This window comes from Nostocoides japonicum T1-X7, from assembly GCF_001046855.1.
In the GTDB taxonomy this organism is placed as follows: domain Bacteria; phylum Actinomycetota; class Actinomycetes; order Actinomycetales; family Dermatophilaceae; genus Nostocoides; species Nostocoides japonicum.
In genome coordinates this window covers 5,072,568-5,086,673 of the sequence record NZ_HF570958.1, presented here as the reverse complement: position 1 = coordinate 5,086,673, position 14,106 = coordinate 5,072,568, and the positions used below count along the sequence as shown (strand labels likewise).

General features: G+C 72.4%; 13 protein-coding genes and 1 pseudogene. 7 read left to right on the top strand and 7 right to left on the bottom strand.

Going from position 1 to position 14,106, the window contains the following annotated elements:
- Positions 1 to 716 precede the first annotated feature (716 nt).
- Together BN12_RS22940 and BN12_RS25675 are read right to left on the bottom strand one after the other, a co-directional pair.
- Positions 717 to 2,099, bottom strand: a complete 1,383-nt coding sequence (locus BN12_RS22940) for an HNH endonuclease signature motif containing protein (protein WP_083454890.1) — start codon at positions 2,097 to 2,099, stop codon at positions 717 to 719.
- 234 nt (positions 2,100 to 2,333) lie between these two features.
- Positions 2,334 to 3,059, bottom strand: coding sequence for a cytochrome P450 (locus BN12_RS25675; RefSeq protein WP_048555804.1), 726 nt, complete (start codon positions 3,057 to 3,059; stop codon positions 2,334 to 2,336).
- A gap of 214 nt (positions 3,060 to 3,273) precedes the next feature.
- Here BN12_RS25675 and BN12_RS25670 point away from each other — a divergent pair, with 214 nt between their 5' ends.
- The 5 genes from BN12_RS25670 to BN12_RS22910 all read left to right on the top strand — a co-directional run bounded on the left by BN12_RS25670 (position 3,274) and on the right by BN12_RS22910 (position 8,330).
- A complete protein-coding gene (locus BN12_RS25670) occupies positions 3,274 to 3,507 on the top strand; it encodes a hypothetical protein (RefSeq protein ID WP_162233137.1) in 234 nt (77 codons plus the stop codon).
- A gap of 344 nt (positions 3,508 to 3,851) precedes the next feature.
- Positions 3,852 to 4,139 (top strand): WhiB family transcriptional regulator, encoded by a 288-nt coding sequence (locus BN12_RS22925; protein WP_048555802.1) that lies wholly within the window; start codon positions 3,852 to 3,854, stop codon positions 4,137 to 4,139.
- A gap of 27 nt (positions 4,140 to 4,166) precedes the next feature.
- Complete coding sequence (locus BN12_RS25935) at positions 4,167 to 4,685, top strand: hypothetical protein (protein WP_200901285.1); 519 nt, start codon at positions 4,167 to 4,169, stop codon at positions 4,683 to 4,685.
- An 88-nt stretch (positions 4,686 to 4,773) separates the two neighbouring features.
- Complete coding sequence (locus BN12_RS22915; protein WP_048555801.1) at positions 4,774 to 5,253, top strand: DUF421 domain-containing protein; 480 nt, start codon at positions 4,774 to 4,776, stop codon at positions 5,251 to 5,253.
- Positions 5,254 to 5,366: 113 nt separating this feature from the next.
- Positions 5,367 to 8,330, top strand: coding sequence for an FAD-binding and (Fe-S)-binding domain-containing protein (locus BN12_RS22910; protein ID WP_048555800.1), 2,964 nt, complete (start codon positions 5,367 to 5,369; stop codon positions 8,328 to 8,330).
- A gap of 25 nt (positions 8,331 to 8,355) precedes the next feature.
- On the opposite strand, the pseudogene BN12_RS22905 reads toward BN12_RS22910, so the two are convergent.
- Together BN12_RS22905 and BN12_RS22900 are read right to left on the bottom strand one after the other, a co-directional pair.
- Positions 8,356 to 9,084: pseudogene (locus tag BN12_RS22905) on the bottom strand (glycosyltransferase family 2 protein); the annotation flags it as partial.
- Positions 9,085 to 9,347: 263 nt separating this feature from the next.
- A complete protein-coding gene (locus BN12_RS22900) occupies positions 9,348 to 10,106 on the bottom strand; it encodes an endonuclease/exonuclease/phosphatase family protein (protein ID WP_048555799.1) in 759 nt (252 codons plus the stop codon).
- Positions 10,107 to 10,194: 88 nt separating this feature from the next.
- Here BN12_RS22900 and BN12_RS22895 point away from each other — a divergent pair, with 88 nt between their 5' ends.
- On the top strand, positions 10,195 to 10,782 hold the full coding sequence (locus tag BN12_RS22895) for a nucleotidyltransferase family protein (protein WP_048555798.1): 588 nt from the start codon (positions 10,195 to 10,197) through the stop codon (positions 10,780 to 10,782).
- 52 nt (positions 10,783 to 10,834) lie between these two features.
- On the opposite strand, the gene BN12_RS22890 is transcribed toward BN12_RS22895, so the two are convergent.
- Together BN12_RS22890 and BN12_RS22885 are read right to left on the bottom strand one after the other, a co-directional pair.
- Complete coding sequence (locus tag BN12_RS22890) at positions 10,835 to 11,470, bottom strand: flavodoxin family protein (protein WP_048556793.1); 636 nt, start codon at positions 11,468 to 11,470, stop codon at positions 10,835 to 10,837.
- Positions 11,463 to 12,770 carry an ANTAR domain-containing protein gene (locus tag BN12_RS22885; RefSeq protein WP_083454889.1) on the bottom strand — a complete coding sequence of 436 codons (1,308 nt, stop codon included), beginning with the start codon at positions 12,768 to 12,770 and terminating at the stop codon, positions 11,463 to 11,465. The genes BN12_RS22890 and BN12_RS22885 overlap by 8 nt, the downstream gene beginning before the upstream one ends.
- Before the next feature lie 268 nt (positions 12,771 to 13,038).
- Here BN12_RS22885 and BN12_RS22880 point away from each other — a divergent pair, with 268 nt between their 5' ends.
- A complete protein-coding gene (locus BN12_RS22880; protein WP_048555796.1) occupies positions 13,039 to 13,335 on the top strand; it encodes a WhiB family transcriptional regulator in 297 nt (98 codons plus the stop codon).
- 33 nt (positions 13,336 to 13,368) lie between these two features.
- On the opposite strand, the gene BN12_RS22875 is transcribed toward BN12_RS22880, so the two are convergent.
- Positions 13,369 to 14,037, bottom strand: a complete 669-nt coding sequence (locus tag BN12_RS22875) for a UdgX family uracil-DNA binding protein (RefSeq protein ID WP_048555795.1) — start codon at positions 14,035 to 14,037, stop codon at positions 13,369 to 13,371.
- Between the last annotated feature and the right edge of the window lie 69 nt (positions 14,038 to 14,106).

Genomic DNA, 14,106 nt, shown 5'->3' with positions numbered 1-14,106 from the left:
AGATACCTCTATCCGGCGATGTTCCCTGGGGTCGAGGTATCCGGACCCCATTGCGGTGTCACCAGGTACCTCGACTCGTCGGGCACCCCTCGGGTTCGAGGCATCCAGACTCCAGTGTGGCGTCACCAGATACCTCCACCCGCGGGTGCCCTCCCCGGGTCGAGGTATCCCGACCCCACCACAACGTCACCAGATACCTCTACCCGACGATGTCCCCCGGGGGTCGAGGTATCCAGACCCCATCGCGGCGTCACCAGATACCTCTACCCGACGATGTCCCCCGGGGGTCGAGGTATCCGGACCCCATTGCGGTGTCACCAGGTACCTCCACTCGTCCGGCACCTCTCGGGTTAGAGGTATCTGGTGCCGGTGGCGGGGTGGCGCGCCCGGGAGTGGTCGCCCGGAGTGCTCGACGTCGAGCCGGCTGGACACCTCCTTCGAACGAGAGGGGAGAGGCGACGGACCGACAGGCCGGTATACAAGCCACCAGGCCGGGGGCCCGCCGATGGGCCCGTGGCCGGTAGACAAGTCACCAGGCCGTGGGCCTGCCGATGGGCCCGTGGCCAGTAGACAAGCCGCCAGGCATGTGGGCATACCGACGGGCTGTGCCCCGTGGGCATGTCTCCGCCCGTGGGCATGCCTCCGCCCGTGGGCACACCTCCGCCCGTGGGCATGCCGACCAGCCCGGCTGGGATGGTCGGGCTGTCGGGGCGGAATCATGGTCGGTGGGGTGGGTCGCTCCCATCCGTCGGGGTGTCGGAGGCCGGTCCGTCGATGGGGCGTTCGGGGGGCTCGTTGGGGGAGCGGCACGGGGCGCGGTCGTAGGAGCCCGGAACCGTGTCCCACCGGACCCCGTCAGGAGTGACCTGTGCGGTGAGGCGGTCGCGGTGGACGATGGTGTGATGCCGGGCGCACAGGAGCGCGGCGTTGGCCAGGTCGGTCGGTCCGGCGTCGGCCCAGTGGCGGATGTGGTGGGCGTGGCACCAGGTGGCGGGGATGGTGCAGCCGTCGAAGGTGCAGTGCCGGTCGCGCAGCCAGAGGGCCTTCACCTGTCCGGGCGTGAACAGGCGCACGGTGTGGCCCAGGTCGAGGATCTCACCGCGGGAGCCGAGGACCACGGGGATGATCCCGGCGTCGCAGGCCATCTTCCGGACGGTCTGGGGCCCGAGCAGGGTGCCGTCGTCAAGGCCGGCGAAGACGGTGCCGGGTCCGGTGCCGTCGCGCAGGTCGTCCCAGCGGATGGTGACGAACACGGTGACCTTGGTGCCGGCGGCGGTGGTGGCGGGCGTCGCGGCGGTGGCGCGGCGGCATACCTCGACCAGGGCGTCGCCGCGGCGCTGTTCGAGGGTGCGGGGGTCGCGGTATTCCGGTCCTCGGGTGTGGTCGCCGCGGTCGGGATGTCCGGTGCAGGGACGGGGCGCGGACAGGGCGCCGATGGCGGCCTCGACGACGGCGCGCTGTTCTGGGCCCAGGCGCAGCCGGTACTCGTGCAGTCCGCCGCCGATGTCGCGTCCGCGGGTCAGGGTGGTGCACCCGTCGTGGCGGTCCTGCTCGTCCTGCAGCTCCTCGGCGAGGCCGTAGCGGGCCAGCATCGCCGGACGGAGCCCGCGGACCCCGGCCGAGCCGTCCGCGATGCCCATGGCGACCAGGCCGGCCAGGACCGCGTCGTCGGAGCCGGGGCGCAGGAGTCGTTCCATCGCGTCGAACTCGGCCCGGACGGTCACGCCAACCGCGGGGCTGACCTGTCCGTCCATCACGGCTTGGTGGACCAGGGCGAACCGGGGCGGAGCGAGCCGCTTGACGGCCTTGGCGACGGCGGCGGCTTGGCGCCGATCCAGGGACGGGCAGTGCTGGCTCACCCAGTTGGCGGTCGAGCCGGCCTGGGAGGCGGCGACCTCGCCGCGCAGCTCGGCCTCCGCGGCGATGGCGTAGGTGTCGCCTTCCATCACCGCGCGGCACCGGTCGAGCAGCGGCAGCACCCGAGCCAGGTCGTCCCCGCTCAGCCTGAACCGCTGCCCCGGCAGCTGCTCGCCGAGCGCGACGACGCGCTCGAGCGCCGCGACGAGCTGGTCGCCGTAGGTGAGCATCTCCCCATCCATGCCTCCGACCCTACGATCGACCACCCACAACGCTCCCCGACCGGAACCCCTTCATCCACAAGGTGATTCAAGGGATACGACACTGAGGACCCGGATCAAACGAATGGAGGTATGCGATGACCCTCCGACGGTCACGAGATACCTCCACCCGGCGCGGGCATCCACCGGCGCGGGCGTCCACCGACACACGCCTGTGCCGGCGCTGAGCCAGGAAGGAGACTGCGCAGATCCGGGTCAGGAGGCCGAGCGCATGAGGGTGCCCACGTGGAGCTCGACGGCCGGTGGACGTGCGGGAAGACGGCGCTCGTCGATGCGAGGGCGCGGCACGCCGGCCTCGCCGAGCATCGTCGTGGCGACGACACCCGCCGACAGGATCCCGAGGACGGGATCCTCACCGGGGCACCGGTGTCCGGCGACGACGGATCCACCGCCCTGAGGGATGAGCGCGTCCGCCCCGCCGATGGCCGGGCCGCCGGAGAGGAAGCGTCCGGGATCGAAGTGCCGGGGCTCGGGCCACGTCTGCGGGTCCCGGAGCGTGCCGACGACGTCGAGGAGGACCGGGTCGTTCTCGGCGACCCGGTGACCGAGGATCTCCTGGGCGCGGCGGGATCGGGCGGCGAGCAGCGGGACGAAGGGGGACACCCGGCGGACCTCTCGGGCGACCGCGGTGACGACCGGCCCGAAGCGGGCCGACGCGAGGTCGGAGGCACCGGCGGCGATCTCTGCCGCCACCCGGTCCCGCCACGACGGCTGCTCCCAGAGCCGGTGGGCGGCGAAGGCGACGAACCGAGAGGTCGCCATGGCCGGCCGCATGCCGTTCTGCAGGTCCACCGCGGCCGTCTCCAACGGCAGCACCGCGCCCCGCTCGTCGCGCCAGCGGGCCGCCCGGTCGAGCAGCGATCCGTCGCGCGGGTAGGACCGGAGCCCGCGGACGTCGAGGATCCGGTCGCGAGCCCACACGTCGCTGCGGCGCCGGGCCCGTCGGGCTCGGGGATAGGCGGGGGGGGCCGACGACGCCGAACCCGTCGACCTCCTCGGCCCACCAGCGGATGACCCGGTCACCGACAGGGGTCGGCACCTCGATCCCTGCCCAGTCGAGAGCGGCGTGCCCGATGACGCGGGCGGACGTCTCCTCCACCGACATCGTCGTGCCGGCGACCGCCCGCTCGATGAGATGCTCCCACCCGTCGCAGACGGACCGCACCAGGCGCGCGACGCCGTCGGCATCGAGGACCTCGACGAACAGCTGCTTGCGGACCCGATGTGCCTCGTCGTCGAGGGCATGGACGGCGCCGTGTCCGAAGAGGACGTTCGCCACGACGCCCGGCGTCGCTCCATGGCGTCGCACGCGGGAGACGTCCGTGAACGCCTCCACGCCCACAGGCCCGGCGACGAGCAGGGCCGGTGACCCGAGGAGGCGCACCGGCAGCGACGGAGCCTCGGTGGCGCCGCCCACCCCGATCCGCTCCCGCAGCCCGTCGGAGTAGCCGTAGCCGTGACGCAGCAGCGCCACGGCCAGTTCGGGTCGTCTCGAACGCATACCGGCCACCTACCCCCTCGGCACGGCGGTATGCCCGCCGAGGGCCTCCTGGGGTGTGAACCGCGCTCCGCGGGGTAGGAACCATTGCGAAGAGCAAGTCGCTGCCGTGCGATCGTCATGGCGAAAGGCGTTGTCGCAGCGGCCTGTTGTACCGGATGGGACTTGGAGGTGCTCGCATGAGCCGGACCGGACACCTACCTGGGAGCGCGCGCGTGTCGCAGCCCACTCACCTTCCTCCACCGTTGCTCGATGTCTACGGATGGCAGGATCTGGCCGCGTGCGCGCACCTGGACGTCAACGTCTTCTTCGAGTTCGACGGGGTGCGCGGCCGGAGGCTGGCGATGCGCGAGGAGCGGGCCAAACGCGTGTGCCGGAGCTGTCCTGTCGTCGAGAAGTGTCTGGCCCACGCCCTCGTCTCCGAACCCTACGGAGTGTGGGGCGGCCTGACCGCGAGGGAGCGGGTGGGGCTTCGTGCCCGACGAGACGCCGTCGCGTCCTGATCCGCCGGACGACGCTCCACGCGGACCATGGAACTGCCTCGTTCGACGCTCGTGGGGATCGAGACGGCCGCCGCGGACCGGGCCGGGCTGTGGGGCCGGCGCGCACTGCTCATCCTCCTGCTCGTCTTCGTCCTGTGTGGCGCGTCCGGGCTCCTCGGCGTCCACTCCACGACCTCCTCCGCGCAGGAGGACGGATGGGCCGTGTCGATGCGGTATGCCGCGACGGCGCGTGCGGGACTCGACGTGCCCTGGGAGGTGACGGTCCGGCATACGGGCGGATTCGGCAAGGAGATCACCCTCGCCGTCACCGCCTCCTCCTTCGACATCCTCGAGTCCCAGGGGTTCGAGCCGGAGCCGTCCGACGAGACCCGCGACGCGGACACGATGTACCTCACCTTCGCCTCACCTCCCGGTGACACCCTCGTCGTCTCCTTCGACGCCTACATCAAGCCGTCCGCGCAGGAGGGCCGCTCGGGCACCGTCGCCGTGCTGACCGGCGGCCGTCGAGTCGCCGCCGTGCCCGTCCACACCGTCCTCTTCCCGTAGCCCCACCGATCCGTCCGTCCGTCGCTGCCGCCTGTCACCGACCGCCGACGACGACCGGCGGCAGCCGTCCCGAGAGGAGGCACCGACGATGGAGATCGTCGTGCGCGCCGTCGTGGTCTTCGTGTTCCTGTGGATGGTCACCCGCGCCGTCGGGCGGTCGACGCTCGGCGAGCTGAGCGCCTTCGAGCTGCTCCTCTACGTCGTCATGGGGGATCTCGTCCAGCAGGCGGTGACCCAGCAGGACTACTCGGTGACGGCCGGCCTGCTCGCGATCGGCACCTTCGCCCTCCTCACCGTCGCGCTGTCGTGGATCCAGTGGCGCTTCCCCCGCACCCGGCCCGTCCTCACCGGACGCCCCCTGCTCGTCTTCGCCGACGGCCGCCCGCTCGAGCGGGCGATGCGGCGACAACGGCTCTCGCTCGCCGACCTCCTCGTCGCGGCCCGGGAGCAGGGCATCCGGAGCCCCGGCGACATGGAGTATGCGGTCCTCGAGGCGGACGGCCGGATCTCCTTCTTCAGCAGGGAGCCCGAGGCAGGCGGCGCCCCCGAGAAGCCCCCGCAGAGCTGACAGGGATTCACGACGAGGTCGGTCGCACACATACCCCGACGCGCGGAGGGTACGGAGAAGGTGTCCGCCTACCGACGGACCCTCGCCGACGAGGCCGGAGAAGGAGCCGAAGCGTGACCGTCCAGCTGCCGAACCCCATTGTCCGCCACGCTGATACCGCGCTCGACGTGCTGGCCCTGGAACGCGACCTGACGGACCGGGTCGACGGGGAGGTGCGGTTCGACGCGGGCTCGCGCGCGGCATACTCCACCGACGCCTCGAACTTCCGTCAGGTGCCGATCGGCGTCGTCGTCCCGCGGACCGTCGAGGCGGCGGTGGAGGCGGTCGCCGTGGCGAGGGAGCACGACGCGCCGGTCCTGTCCCGGGGTGGGGGCACGAGCCTGGCCGGCCAGTGCACCAACCACGCGGTCGTCATCGACTGGACGAAGCACTGCCACCGTCTGGAGTCCGTGGACCCCGAGCGACGCACGTGTGTCGTCCAGCCCGGCATCGTACTCGACGAGCTCAACCGGCAGCTCGCGCCGACCGGTCTGCGCTTCGGGCCGGAGCCGGCCACCCACCCGAACTGCACGCTCGGCGGCATGATCGGCAACAACTCGTGCGGTGCCACGGCGCAGCGGACCGGGAAGGTCGTCGACAACATCGCCGGCCTCGAGGTGCTGCTCTACGACGGCACCCGGTTCTGGTGCGGCGAGACGGGCGAGGAGGAGCTCGACGCCATCGTGGCGGACGGGGGCCTGCGCGGCGAGGTCTACGGTCAGCTCCGCGAGCTGAGCCGCCGGTATGCCGACCGGATCAGGTCGGGCTTCCCCGACATCCCGCGCCGCGTGTCCGGGTACAACCTCGACTCCCTCCTGCCCGAGCATCGGTTCGACGTGGCCGGGGCGCTCGTCGGCAGCGAGTCCACCCTCGTCACGGTGCTGCGCGCGGAGCTCGAGCTCGTGCCCGTCATCCGCGAGCGGACCCTCGTCGTCCTCGGCTTCCCGGACATCGCCACCGCCGCCGACGCGGTGCCGGCCGTCGTCGAGCACGACCCCATCGCGCTGGAAGGGGTGGACCGCAAGCTGATCCGGGACGAGCAGCTCAAGGGCATGAATCCCGACGCCCTCGCGGAGCTCCCCCAGGGCACGGCATTCCTCATGGTCCAGTTCGGTGGCGACGACCGCGCCGTCGTCGAGGAGCAGGCGCACCGGATGCTCGACGCCCTCCACGAATCGGAGCACGAGCCGGACGTCGCCTTCCTCGACGAGCCCGAGCGGGAGGACGAGCTGTGGGCCGTCCGGGAGGCGGGTCTCGGCGCCACCGCCCACATCCCCAGCCGGCCGGACACCTTCGAGGGCTGGGAGGACTCCGCCGTCGCCCCGGAGCGGCTGGGGGAGTACCTCCGGCGGCTCCAGGACCTCTACCGCGAGTTCGGGTATGCGTCCGACACCGGCCCGAGCCTCTACGGCCACTTCGGCCAGGGCTGCGTGCACACCCGGATCCCCTTCGACCTCTACACCGCCGAGGGCGTGCGGCAGTACCGCGCCTTCCTCGAGCGGGCGGCGGACCTCGTCAGCGGGCTCGGCGGGTCGCTCTCGGGGGAGCACGGCGACGGGCAGACCCGCGGGGAGCTGCTGCCGCGGATGTTCGGGCCCGAGCTCGTCGAGGCGTTCGGCGCGTTCAAGGCGATCTTCGACCCGGGCGACCGGATGAACCCGGGCAAGGTCGTCGCGCCGGCCCGGCTCGACGAGCATCTCCGTCTCGGCGGCACGTGGGCCCCCTTCGCACCCCAGGAGCTGCACTTCCGGTTCCCCCACGACGGCGGGTCGTTCGCGCAGGCCGCGAACCGCTGCGTGGGGGTCGGCAAGTGCCGCCAGCAGAGCACCTCCGGCGGGGCGGTCATGTGCCCGTCGTACCAGGTGACGATGGAGGAGGAGCACTCGACCCGGGGCCGGGCGCGGCTGCTCTTCGAGATGCTCGACGGGCACGGTGACGGCCCGCTGAAGGACCGGTGGCGCTCGACGGAGGTGCGTGACGCCCTCGACCTCTGTCTCGCGTGCAAGGGCTGCAAGACGGACTGCCCCGCGAACGTCGACATGGCGACCTACAAGGCGGAGTTCCTCAGCCACCACTACGCCGGCCGGCCGTGGCGACGTCCGCGCGCGGACTGGGTCATGGGTTGGCTGCCGCTCCTCGCCGCGCTCGTCGCGCGCCTCCGGCTCGGGTCGACGATCAACGCGCTCGGTCGCGTCCACGTCCTGCGTCGGCTCGGCACACGGCTGGCCGGCCTCGCCGACCGCGAGCTGCCGCTCTTCGCCGCTGAGACGCTCGTCGACTGGTATGCCGGGCGCGGACCGCGCGGGACCGGCGAGCGCGGCGAGGTCCTCCTCTGGGCGGACACGTTCACCAACCGCTTCCACGCCGACGTCGGTCGCGCGGCCGTCGAGGTGCTGGAGGACGCCGGATGGCGGGTCCGGATGCTCGAGCAGCCCCTGTGCTGTGGCCTCACGTGGATCTCCACCGGGCAGCTGGGCGTCGCGAAGCGGGTCCTGCGCCGCAGCGTCGAGGCGCTCTCCGACCACCTGCGCAGGGGCGGCCTCGTCGTGGGCCTCGAGCCGAGCTGCACTGCCGTCTTCCGGGCCGACGCCTCCGAGCTGTTCCCGGAGGATCATGACGTCCGACGGCTCCGCGACCAGACGGTGACGCTCGCCGAGCTGCTCACCGAGCACTCGCCCGGCTACCAGCCGCCCGACCTCTCCGGGCTCGACGCGATCGCGCAGGTGCACTGTCACCAGCACGCCGTCATGGGTTGGGACGCCGACCGCGCCCTCCTCCGGAAGGCCGGCGTCGACGTCGAGCGGCTGGACTCCGGATGCTGCGGCCTCGCGGGCAATTTCGGCTTCCAGCAGGGTCATCTGCCGGTGAGCAGAGCCTGCGCGGAGCGGGTGCTCCTGCCGCGCGTGCGTGCCGCGGACCCCGCGACGGTGCTCCTCGCCGACGGCTTCAGCTGCCGCACCCAGGTCCACGAGTTCGGCCACCGGTCCGGCATCCACCTCGCGCAGCTCCTGCGGCGTGGCCTGTCGAAGGCGGGGTGACACGTCCGGCCGGCTGCCGCTCCGGTCAGTCGGTCCGCTCGGCGGCCCACAGCGCGTCGGCTTGACGAGCCCTCCGCTCCACGGCGTCGGGCAGCCGTCGGCGACGAGTCACTGCGAGCGCGAGACGCCAGGCCGCCTCCCAGCGCCCGTACGGCGGGTGGTGGCCGCCGCGCCAGCGGTCCCGGACGACGTCCGGTGGGCGCCGCTGGACGGCGGTGAGCAGGTGGTGGAAGCCGAGTCGGGCCGATCGCGCGCCCGGGCTCTCCCGGGTCGGTGACGGCTCGTGCCGGGCGACGACCGCGTCGACGTACGACAGCCCCCAGCCCCGGGCGGCGAGGTCGAGGGCCAGCCGCTCCTCCTCCCCGCCGAAGGGCACGACGCGGCCGAATCCTCCGCTGTCGAGGAATGCCTGACGACGGACCACCGCGCCGCAGGCGAGGAAGCCCAGCACGTCGGGGCCCGGGAGGTCGGCCGACTGGCCCCACGGCGCCGCGCACATCTCCTCGCATACCGCATCGAGCCGCCGGCTCGGACCCACCTCGATGCGCCCGGCCAGCAGACCCAGACGCGGGTGCTTCGCAAAGGCACGGGACGCCTCCTCCAACGCGCCGGCCGCCCACCAGGAGTCGTCGTCGGCGAAGGCGACGAGATCGGTCCTCGCCATCCGGACCCCGAGGTCGCGGGCGTGCGCTCCGACGTTGCGGGAGAGCGGGACGAGCGTGAGGTCCGACCGGTCGAGGCGGGCCAGTGCGGCGGCCGTCCCGTCGTCCCGAGCCGTTGTCGACGACGACGAGTGGGCCGGTCCAGCGGTCCAGCATCGCCGTCACCTCCGGCCGGCGGTTGCGCGTCATGACGACCGTCGTCACGGTGGGGGCGCTCACGGCGTCGGGGTGCCGGGGCGGCGGGGTGGGCGACCCGATGCCTGCGTCATGCCCGGAGCACCTCCTGGGGTCTGCGGTCGGAGAAGGTCGCTCGTAGGAGTACCCGGGGCGCGCCCCGTCGACACAGGGAGTGAGCTCAGAGATCGACGACGAGGGCCCGGTGGTCCGACAGGGGCAGCTCGAGAGCGTGGGCGCGCACGGCCGGCGGCAGGGTGCCGTCGAGCAGGACGTGGTCCAGCTGGCGCTCGGGGCGGTCGGCGGGGAAGGTGGGCGCGCCGCCGAGGTGCCGCATCCCGCTGATCCGGGTCACCGCGGGCGCCTCGAGGTTGAGGTCGCCCATGAGGAGCAGGGGGCGTCGGCACGGCTCGAGCGACCGGACGAGCCGCCGCAGCTGATGCCGGTTCCAGCCCGGCACGAAGGACAGGTGGGTGCACGCGACGCTCAGCGCTCCGGACGGTGTGTCGACGACCGCGACGACGGCGACGCGGGGCTCGTCGTGGAGCAGGACCGGATGCTTGTGCCCGCGGAACCACATGGGGAACCGCCGGGTGAGCACCGGCAGCCGCACGGTGCGCCAGGAGAGCACCGGGTGACGGGACAGGAGGGCGACGCCGTAGCTCGCCTCGTCGGGCTGCTCATCTCCCGTCACGGCGGTCCACATGCCGCCGGGTGTCCCGGCGAGCGCGGCGACGAACCGGTGTGCGCCGGCCCCCATCGCCTCCGCCGCGACGGACGTGAGATCGGCGCTGCTCGACCGCTCCTGGAGGTGGTCCACCTCCTGGAGGCCGAGGATGTCGGCGTCCAGCTCGCGGACGGCCGCCCGGAGCCGGTCGAGCTCGACGCGCCCGTCGTGGGTGGACCGTCCGTGGAGGATGTTGAAGGTCGCCACCCGCATACCTCCAGTCTCGCAAGGGCGACGGTCCCCCGCGATCCGATGTCGAGCCGGTGTGTGGGAGGCCGTTTCGGGTAGGTACTCCCATGTGATGCCTCAGGACTGCGATGTCGACCTGCGTGAGGCCCTCAAGCGCACCGCCGTGGCGCTCAAGGAGTCGGGGCTGCCGTTCGCGCTGTCGGGCAGCTATGCGGCATGGGCACGGGGCGCCCCGGAGCCTTCGCACGACGTGGACTTCGTCGTCGCCGAGGCCGACGCGGAGCAGGCGGCCGACTGGCTCCGGGAGGCCGGTCTGCAGGTCGAGAGACCGCCCGAGGACTGGCTGTTCAAGGTGTTCACCGACGGCGCGATGGTCGACGTCCTCCACCGGGTCAACGGCGTACCGGTCCGACGCTCTCAGCTGGACGACGTCGAGGAGCTCGACGTCATCTCGGTGCGGATGCCCGTGCAGTCCGCCACCGTCCTGCTCGAGCAGAAGCTGTGCTCCCTCGACGAGCACTACTGCGACTTCTCGACCGTCATCCCGATCGCGCGAGCCCTGCGGGAGCAGGTCGACTGGGAGCGGCTGGCGCACCATGTGCGGGGCAACGACTTCGCCGAGGTCCTCCTCGACCTCCTGGGGCGCCTCGGTGTCACCGACCCGAGCCTGCGCCCGGCCGTCCCGGCGACGGCCCGATAGGGGTCCCGTCACCGGGCCGACGGGCCCACTGCGGGGACGGGGATGCGGGGCCTCAGCCCGCGGGGTAGGGCTGGTGCCTGAGCAGGCGAGCCAGGTGCGCGGCGTGCCGGGCGACGGTCCGGTTGGTCTCGAGCACACCGGCCGGCGCGGAGGGCAGATCCTTGTAGTCGCGGTACTCGCCCTTGACGTCGTCGTGCCAGTAGGTGACGCCCTGGGCTGGCACGGTGAACCCGACGTCGTTGAGGGCCTGGAAGAGGATGCCGGTGATGTGATGGGCGCCGTCCTCGTTGCCGACGACCACGCCGACGGCCACCTTGCCGTAGGTGAGCAGCCGCCCCTCGTCGTCGGTCTCGGACAGCTCGGCGTCCAGCCGCTCGAGGACGCGTTGGCAGACGCTGGAGTGCTGCCCCATCCATGTCGGAGTCGCGAGCACGAGGATGTTCGCCGCGAGGATCCGTCGCCGGATGTCCGGCCAGGCGTCGCCCGGCCCCATGTCCTTCTCGACGCCGGGCTTCACGTCATGGTCGACGACACGGACGGACCGGCATTCCACACCGTGGCCCCGGAGAGCCTCGAGCACCTGGTCGGTCAACAGCTGGGTGCTCGACTCCGCAGGACTGGGCTCGAGCGTGCAGACGAGGGCGACGGCGCGCACCGGGGTCGGGACGTCCTGCTTCTGCTCAGGCATCGCGTCCTCTTCCGGCGCCATCGTGGGAGGGCGCGCTCGCCGCGTCGACGATGTCGCGCGCGACGAGCCGCAGTTTCCGGTTGCGGGTCATGCTCATCTGGGCCAGGACGTCGAAGGCCTCGTCCGCGGTGCAGTGCCGGCGGGCCATGATGATCCCCTTCGCCTGGTCGATGACCGACCTCGACCCGATCGCCGTCCGAAGATTCTCGGTGAGCTCGTGGAGCTCTGCCTTGACGCGCATCTCGTGGGCCACGGCCGCTGTCGCGGTGGCGAGGAGCTCGACGACGTCGTCGTCGGGGTCGAGGTGGGCGGGCTCGACGTCGTATGCGGTGAGCACGCCGATGACCTCGTCCCCGATGACGAGCGGCGCGCTGACGACGTTGTGCTCCTCCGTCAGGTCCGTCGACTCCCCCAGATCCGCCCACCGGGGGTCGTGGACGAGGTCGTCGGAGCGGACGACCTTGCCGGACCGCCCGGCGCTGGCGCTCGGACCCTCCTCGCAGCGCAGCTGCATCCAGTCCAGCTGCTGGGCGCGCTTCGACGTGCTCGCCACGACCTCCGGCTGCAGCGGGTCGCCGACCGCCACCGTCACGCTGCTGCCGGTGCCGAGCGCCTCCTGCGAGACGGAGGCCATGCGGTGCGCCGTCTGCCAGGGGTCGACGGTGTGGACGGGGATGAGGGTGAGCTCGCTGAGGGCGAGGACCATCGAGTCGCGGCCACCCGGTTCGCGTCCGCCGGACGCCTCCGTCGGGTTCATCAGGAGCCACGTCACCTCGGTCGCGGAGACCTGGTCCCGGCCGGCCGCCACGATGAGCTCCACCGCGACCGGGCTCCCGTGCCGCGGGCACATGGTGACCACCCGCCGGAACGTCGACTCCTGCCGGACGCAGCGGCTCAGGTCGTGGCGTAGGGCGGACCGGTCCGTCTCGGCGACGAAGACCTGGATGGGCTTGCGGAGGAGCCGATCGATCCGCATCCCCAGCAACGATGCGGCGCTGGAGTTGACGGTCGCGATGACGCCGTAGGCGTCCGTCGTGATGACCGGGGTCGGCAGCAGGCCGAGGAGCCGCTCGTGCTGCCACTGCCGGTTCCGGTGCGACCGGAGGAGGTCCTCGATCTCGCGCTGCTGGATCCGCAGCTCCTCGTCGGCCGCCCTCAGCTCCGCGTGCGCCATCTCGGGATCGATCACCGTCGCATACGACTGCGGAGGATGGTTCTTCGCCGTGTCGCCGACTTCGTCCCGGCGCGGCCGGACGGTGCCGTCCATGCGGTCACCCCGAGCGCGCTCGTCGCGTGCCATGAACGTGGCCTTCCGTGGTCTCGGGAAATCATCAGATTACCCACGGCGGACGCGTGCGAAACCCCCACGGCGCGATGGGCAAGCCGATCGGCAGACCTCCCACCAGCGGCGATGCCGCTGTTGCTCGCACGCTCCCAAGGCCGAACTCCGTGGCCGGTCGGACGAAGATCCTTCGAGGCTGTTTGTCTCTCGCCGTGACGGGTAGAGGAGGTCAGTAGTCCCGAGCAGTTCCTCGCCGACTTCTCGCGGGGGCCGAAAGGAGACAAGGATGAGCTGCGGACTCCGGCTTCCACCGCCTGTCCTCGATGCCTACGAGTGGCAGGACCGCGCACTGTGCCGGGACGCCGAGGTGGAGGTGTTCTTCGACTTCGAGGGCGTCCGAGGGCGCAACCTCGAGGCCCGCGAGGAGGCGGCCAAGGCCATCTGCCGGCGGTGCCCGGTTCTGCAGGAGTGCCTCACCCACGCGATGTCGGCCGAAGACTACGGCGTCTGGGGCGGAATGACGGCTCGCGAGCGCCGGGACGAGCGCAACCGCCGCCTCCTCGGATCCGCCGCCGTCTCCTGACGCACGGGAACGTCCCGGCAGTCCCGCCGAGCCTCAGGCGCTGCTCGTCGGCGCGCTGCGTGCCGCCGCCTCGGCGACCCGCAGGTCGGCGACGAGGCCGGCATACGTCTCCTCCCGCTGGCGGGAGCGCAGGACGGCGGCGGGATGGATCGTCGGCACGACGACCGACGGCGTGGGCCCCTCGAGCTCGGCGGGCCAGCTCAGCTCCCGGCCCCGCTGGGCCTGGACGCGGAAGGACGGGCCGTAGACCGACTGGGCCGCGGTCGCCCCGAGGAGCACGACGACGGGCGGGCGCACCGCATCGAGCTCGGCGAGCAGCCACGGCTGGCACGCGGCGACCTGCCAGCGGGCAGGGGACTTGTGCAGGCGGTTGCTGCCGCGCCGCTCGAACCGGAAGTGCTTGACGGCATTCGTCCGGAACACGCTGCCGGGGTCGATGCCCACCTGTTCCAGGGCGCGGTCGAGGACCTGGCCGGCCGGGCCGACGAACGGCTCGCCGACCCGGTCCTCCCGGTCGCCGGGCTGCTCGCCGACGAGCATGATCGACGCGTCGTCCGGCCCGGAGCCGGGGACGACCTGGGTCGCGTCGATGTGCAGGGAGCAGCCGCGACAGCCGGCCATCGCGGAGGCCAGCCTCCCGACCGTCGGCCGGGACGGCAGCCACGGACCCGCTCCGGGCCACTCGGAGGCTGCGCGCGGCATCCCGGATCTCCTTCCCGACGGTGGCCGGTGCCATCGCGGCACAGGCCTACCGGTCGTCTACCCATCGCG

Coding starts and splice junctions, on each gene's coding strand:
- BN12_RS22940 (WP_083454890.1), bottom strand. CDS start 2,099: ATGGATGGGGAGATGCTCACCTACGGCGACCAGCTCGTCGCGGCGCTC.
- BN12_RS25670 (WP_162233137.1), top strand. CDS start 3,274: ATGCTCCCACCCGTCGCAGACGGACCGCACCAGGCGCGCGACGCCGTC.
- BN12_RS25935 (WP_200901285.1), top strand. CDS start 4,167: ATGGAACTGCCTCGTTCGACGCTCGTGGGGATCGAGACGGCCGCCGCG.
- BN12_RS22915 (WP_048555801.1), top strand. CDS start 4,774: ATGGAGATCGTCGTGCGCGCCGTCGTGGTCTTCGTGTTCCTGTGGATG.
- BN12_RS22900 (WP_048555799.1), bottom strand. CDS start 10,106: ATGCGGGTGGCGACCTTCAACATCCTCCACGGACGGTCCACCCACGAC.
- BN12_RS22895 (WP_048555798.1), top strand. CDS start 10,195: ATGCCTCAGGACTGCGATGTCGACCTGCGTGAGGCCCTCAAGCGCACC.
- BN12_RS22890 (WP_048556793.1), bottom strand. CDS start 11,470: ATGCCTGAGCAGAAGCAGGACGTCCCGACCCCGGTGCGCGCCGTCGCC.
- BN12_RS22885 (WP_083454889.1), bottom strand. CDS start 12,770: ATGGCACGCGACGAGCGCGCTCGGGGTGACCGCATGGACGGCACCGTC.
- BN12_RS22880 (WP_048555796.1), top strand. CDS start 13,039: ATGAGCTGCGGACTCCGGCTTCCACCGCCTGTCCTCGATGCCTACGAG.
- BN12_RS22875 (WP_048555795.1), bottom strand. CDS start 14,037: ATGCCGCGCGCAGCCTCCGAGTGGCCCGGAGCGGGTCCGTGGCTGCCG.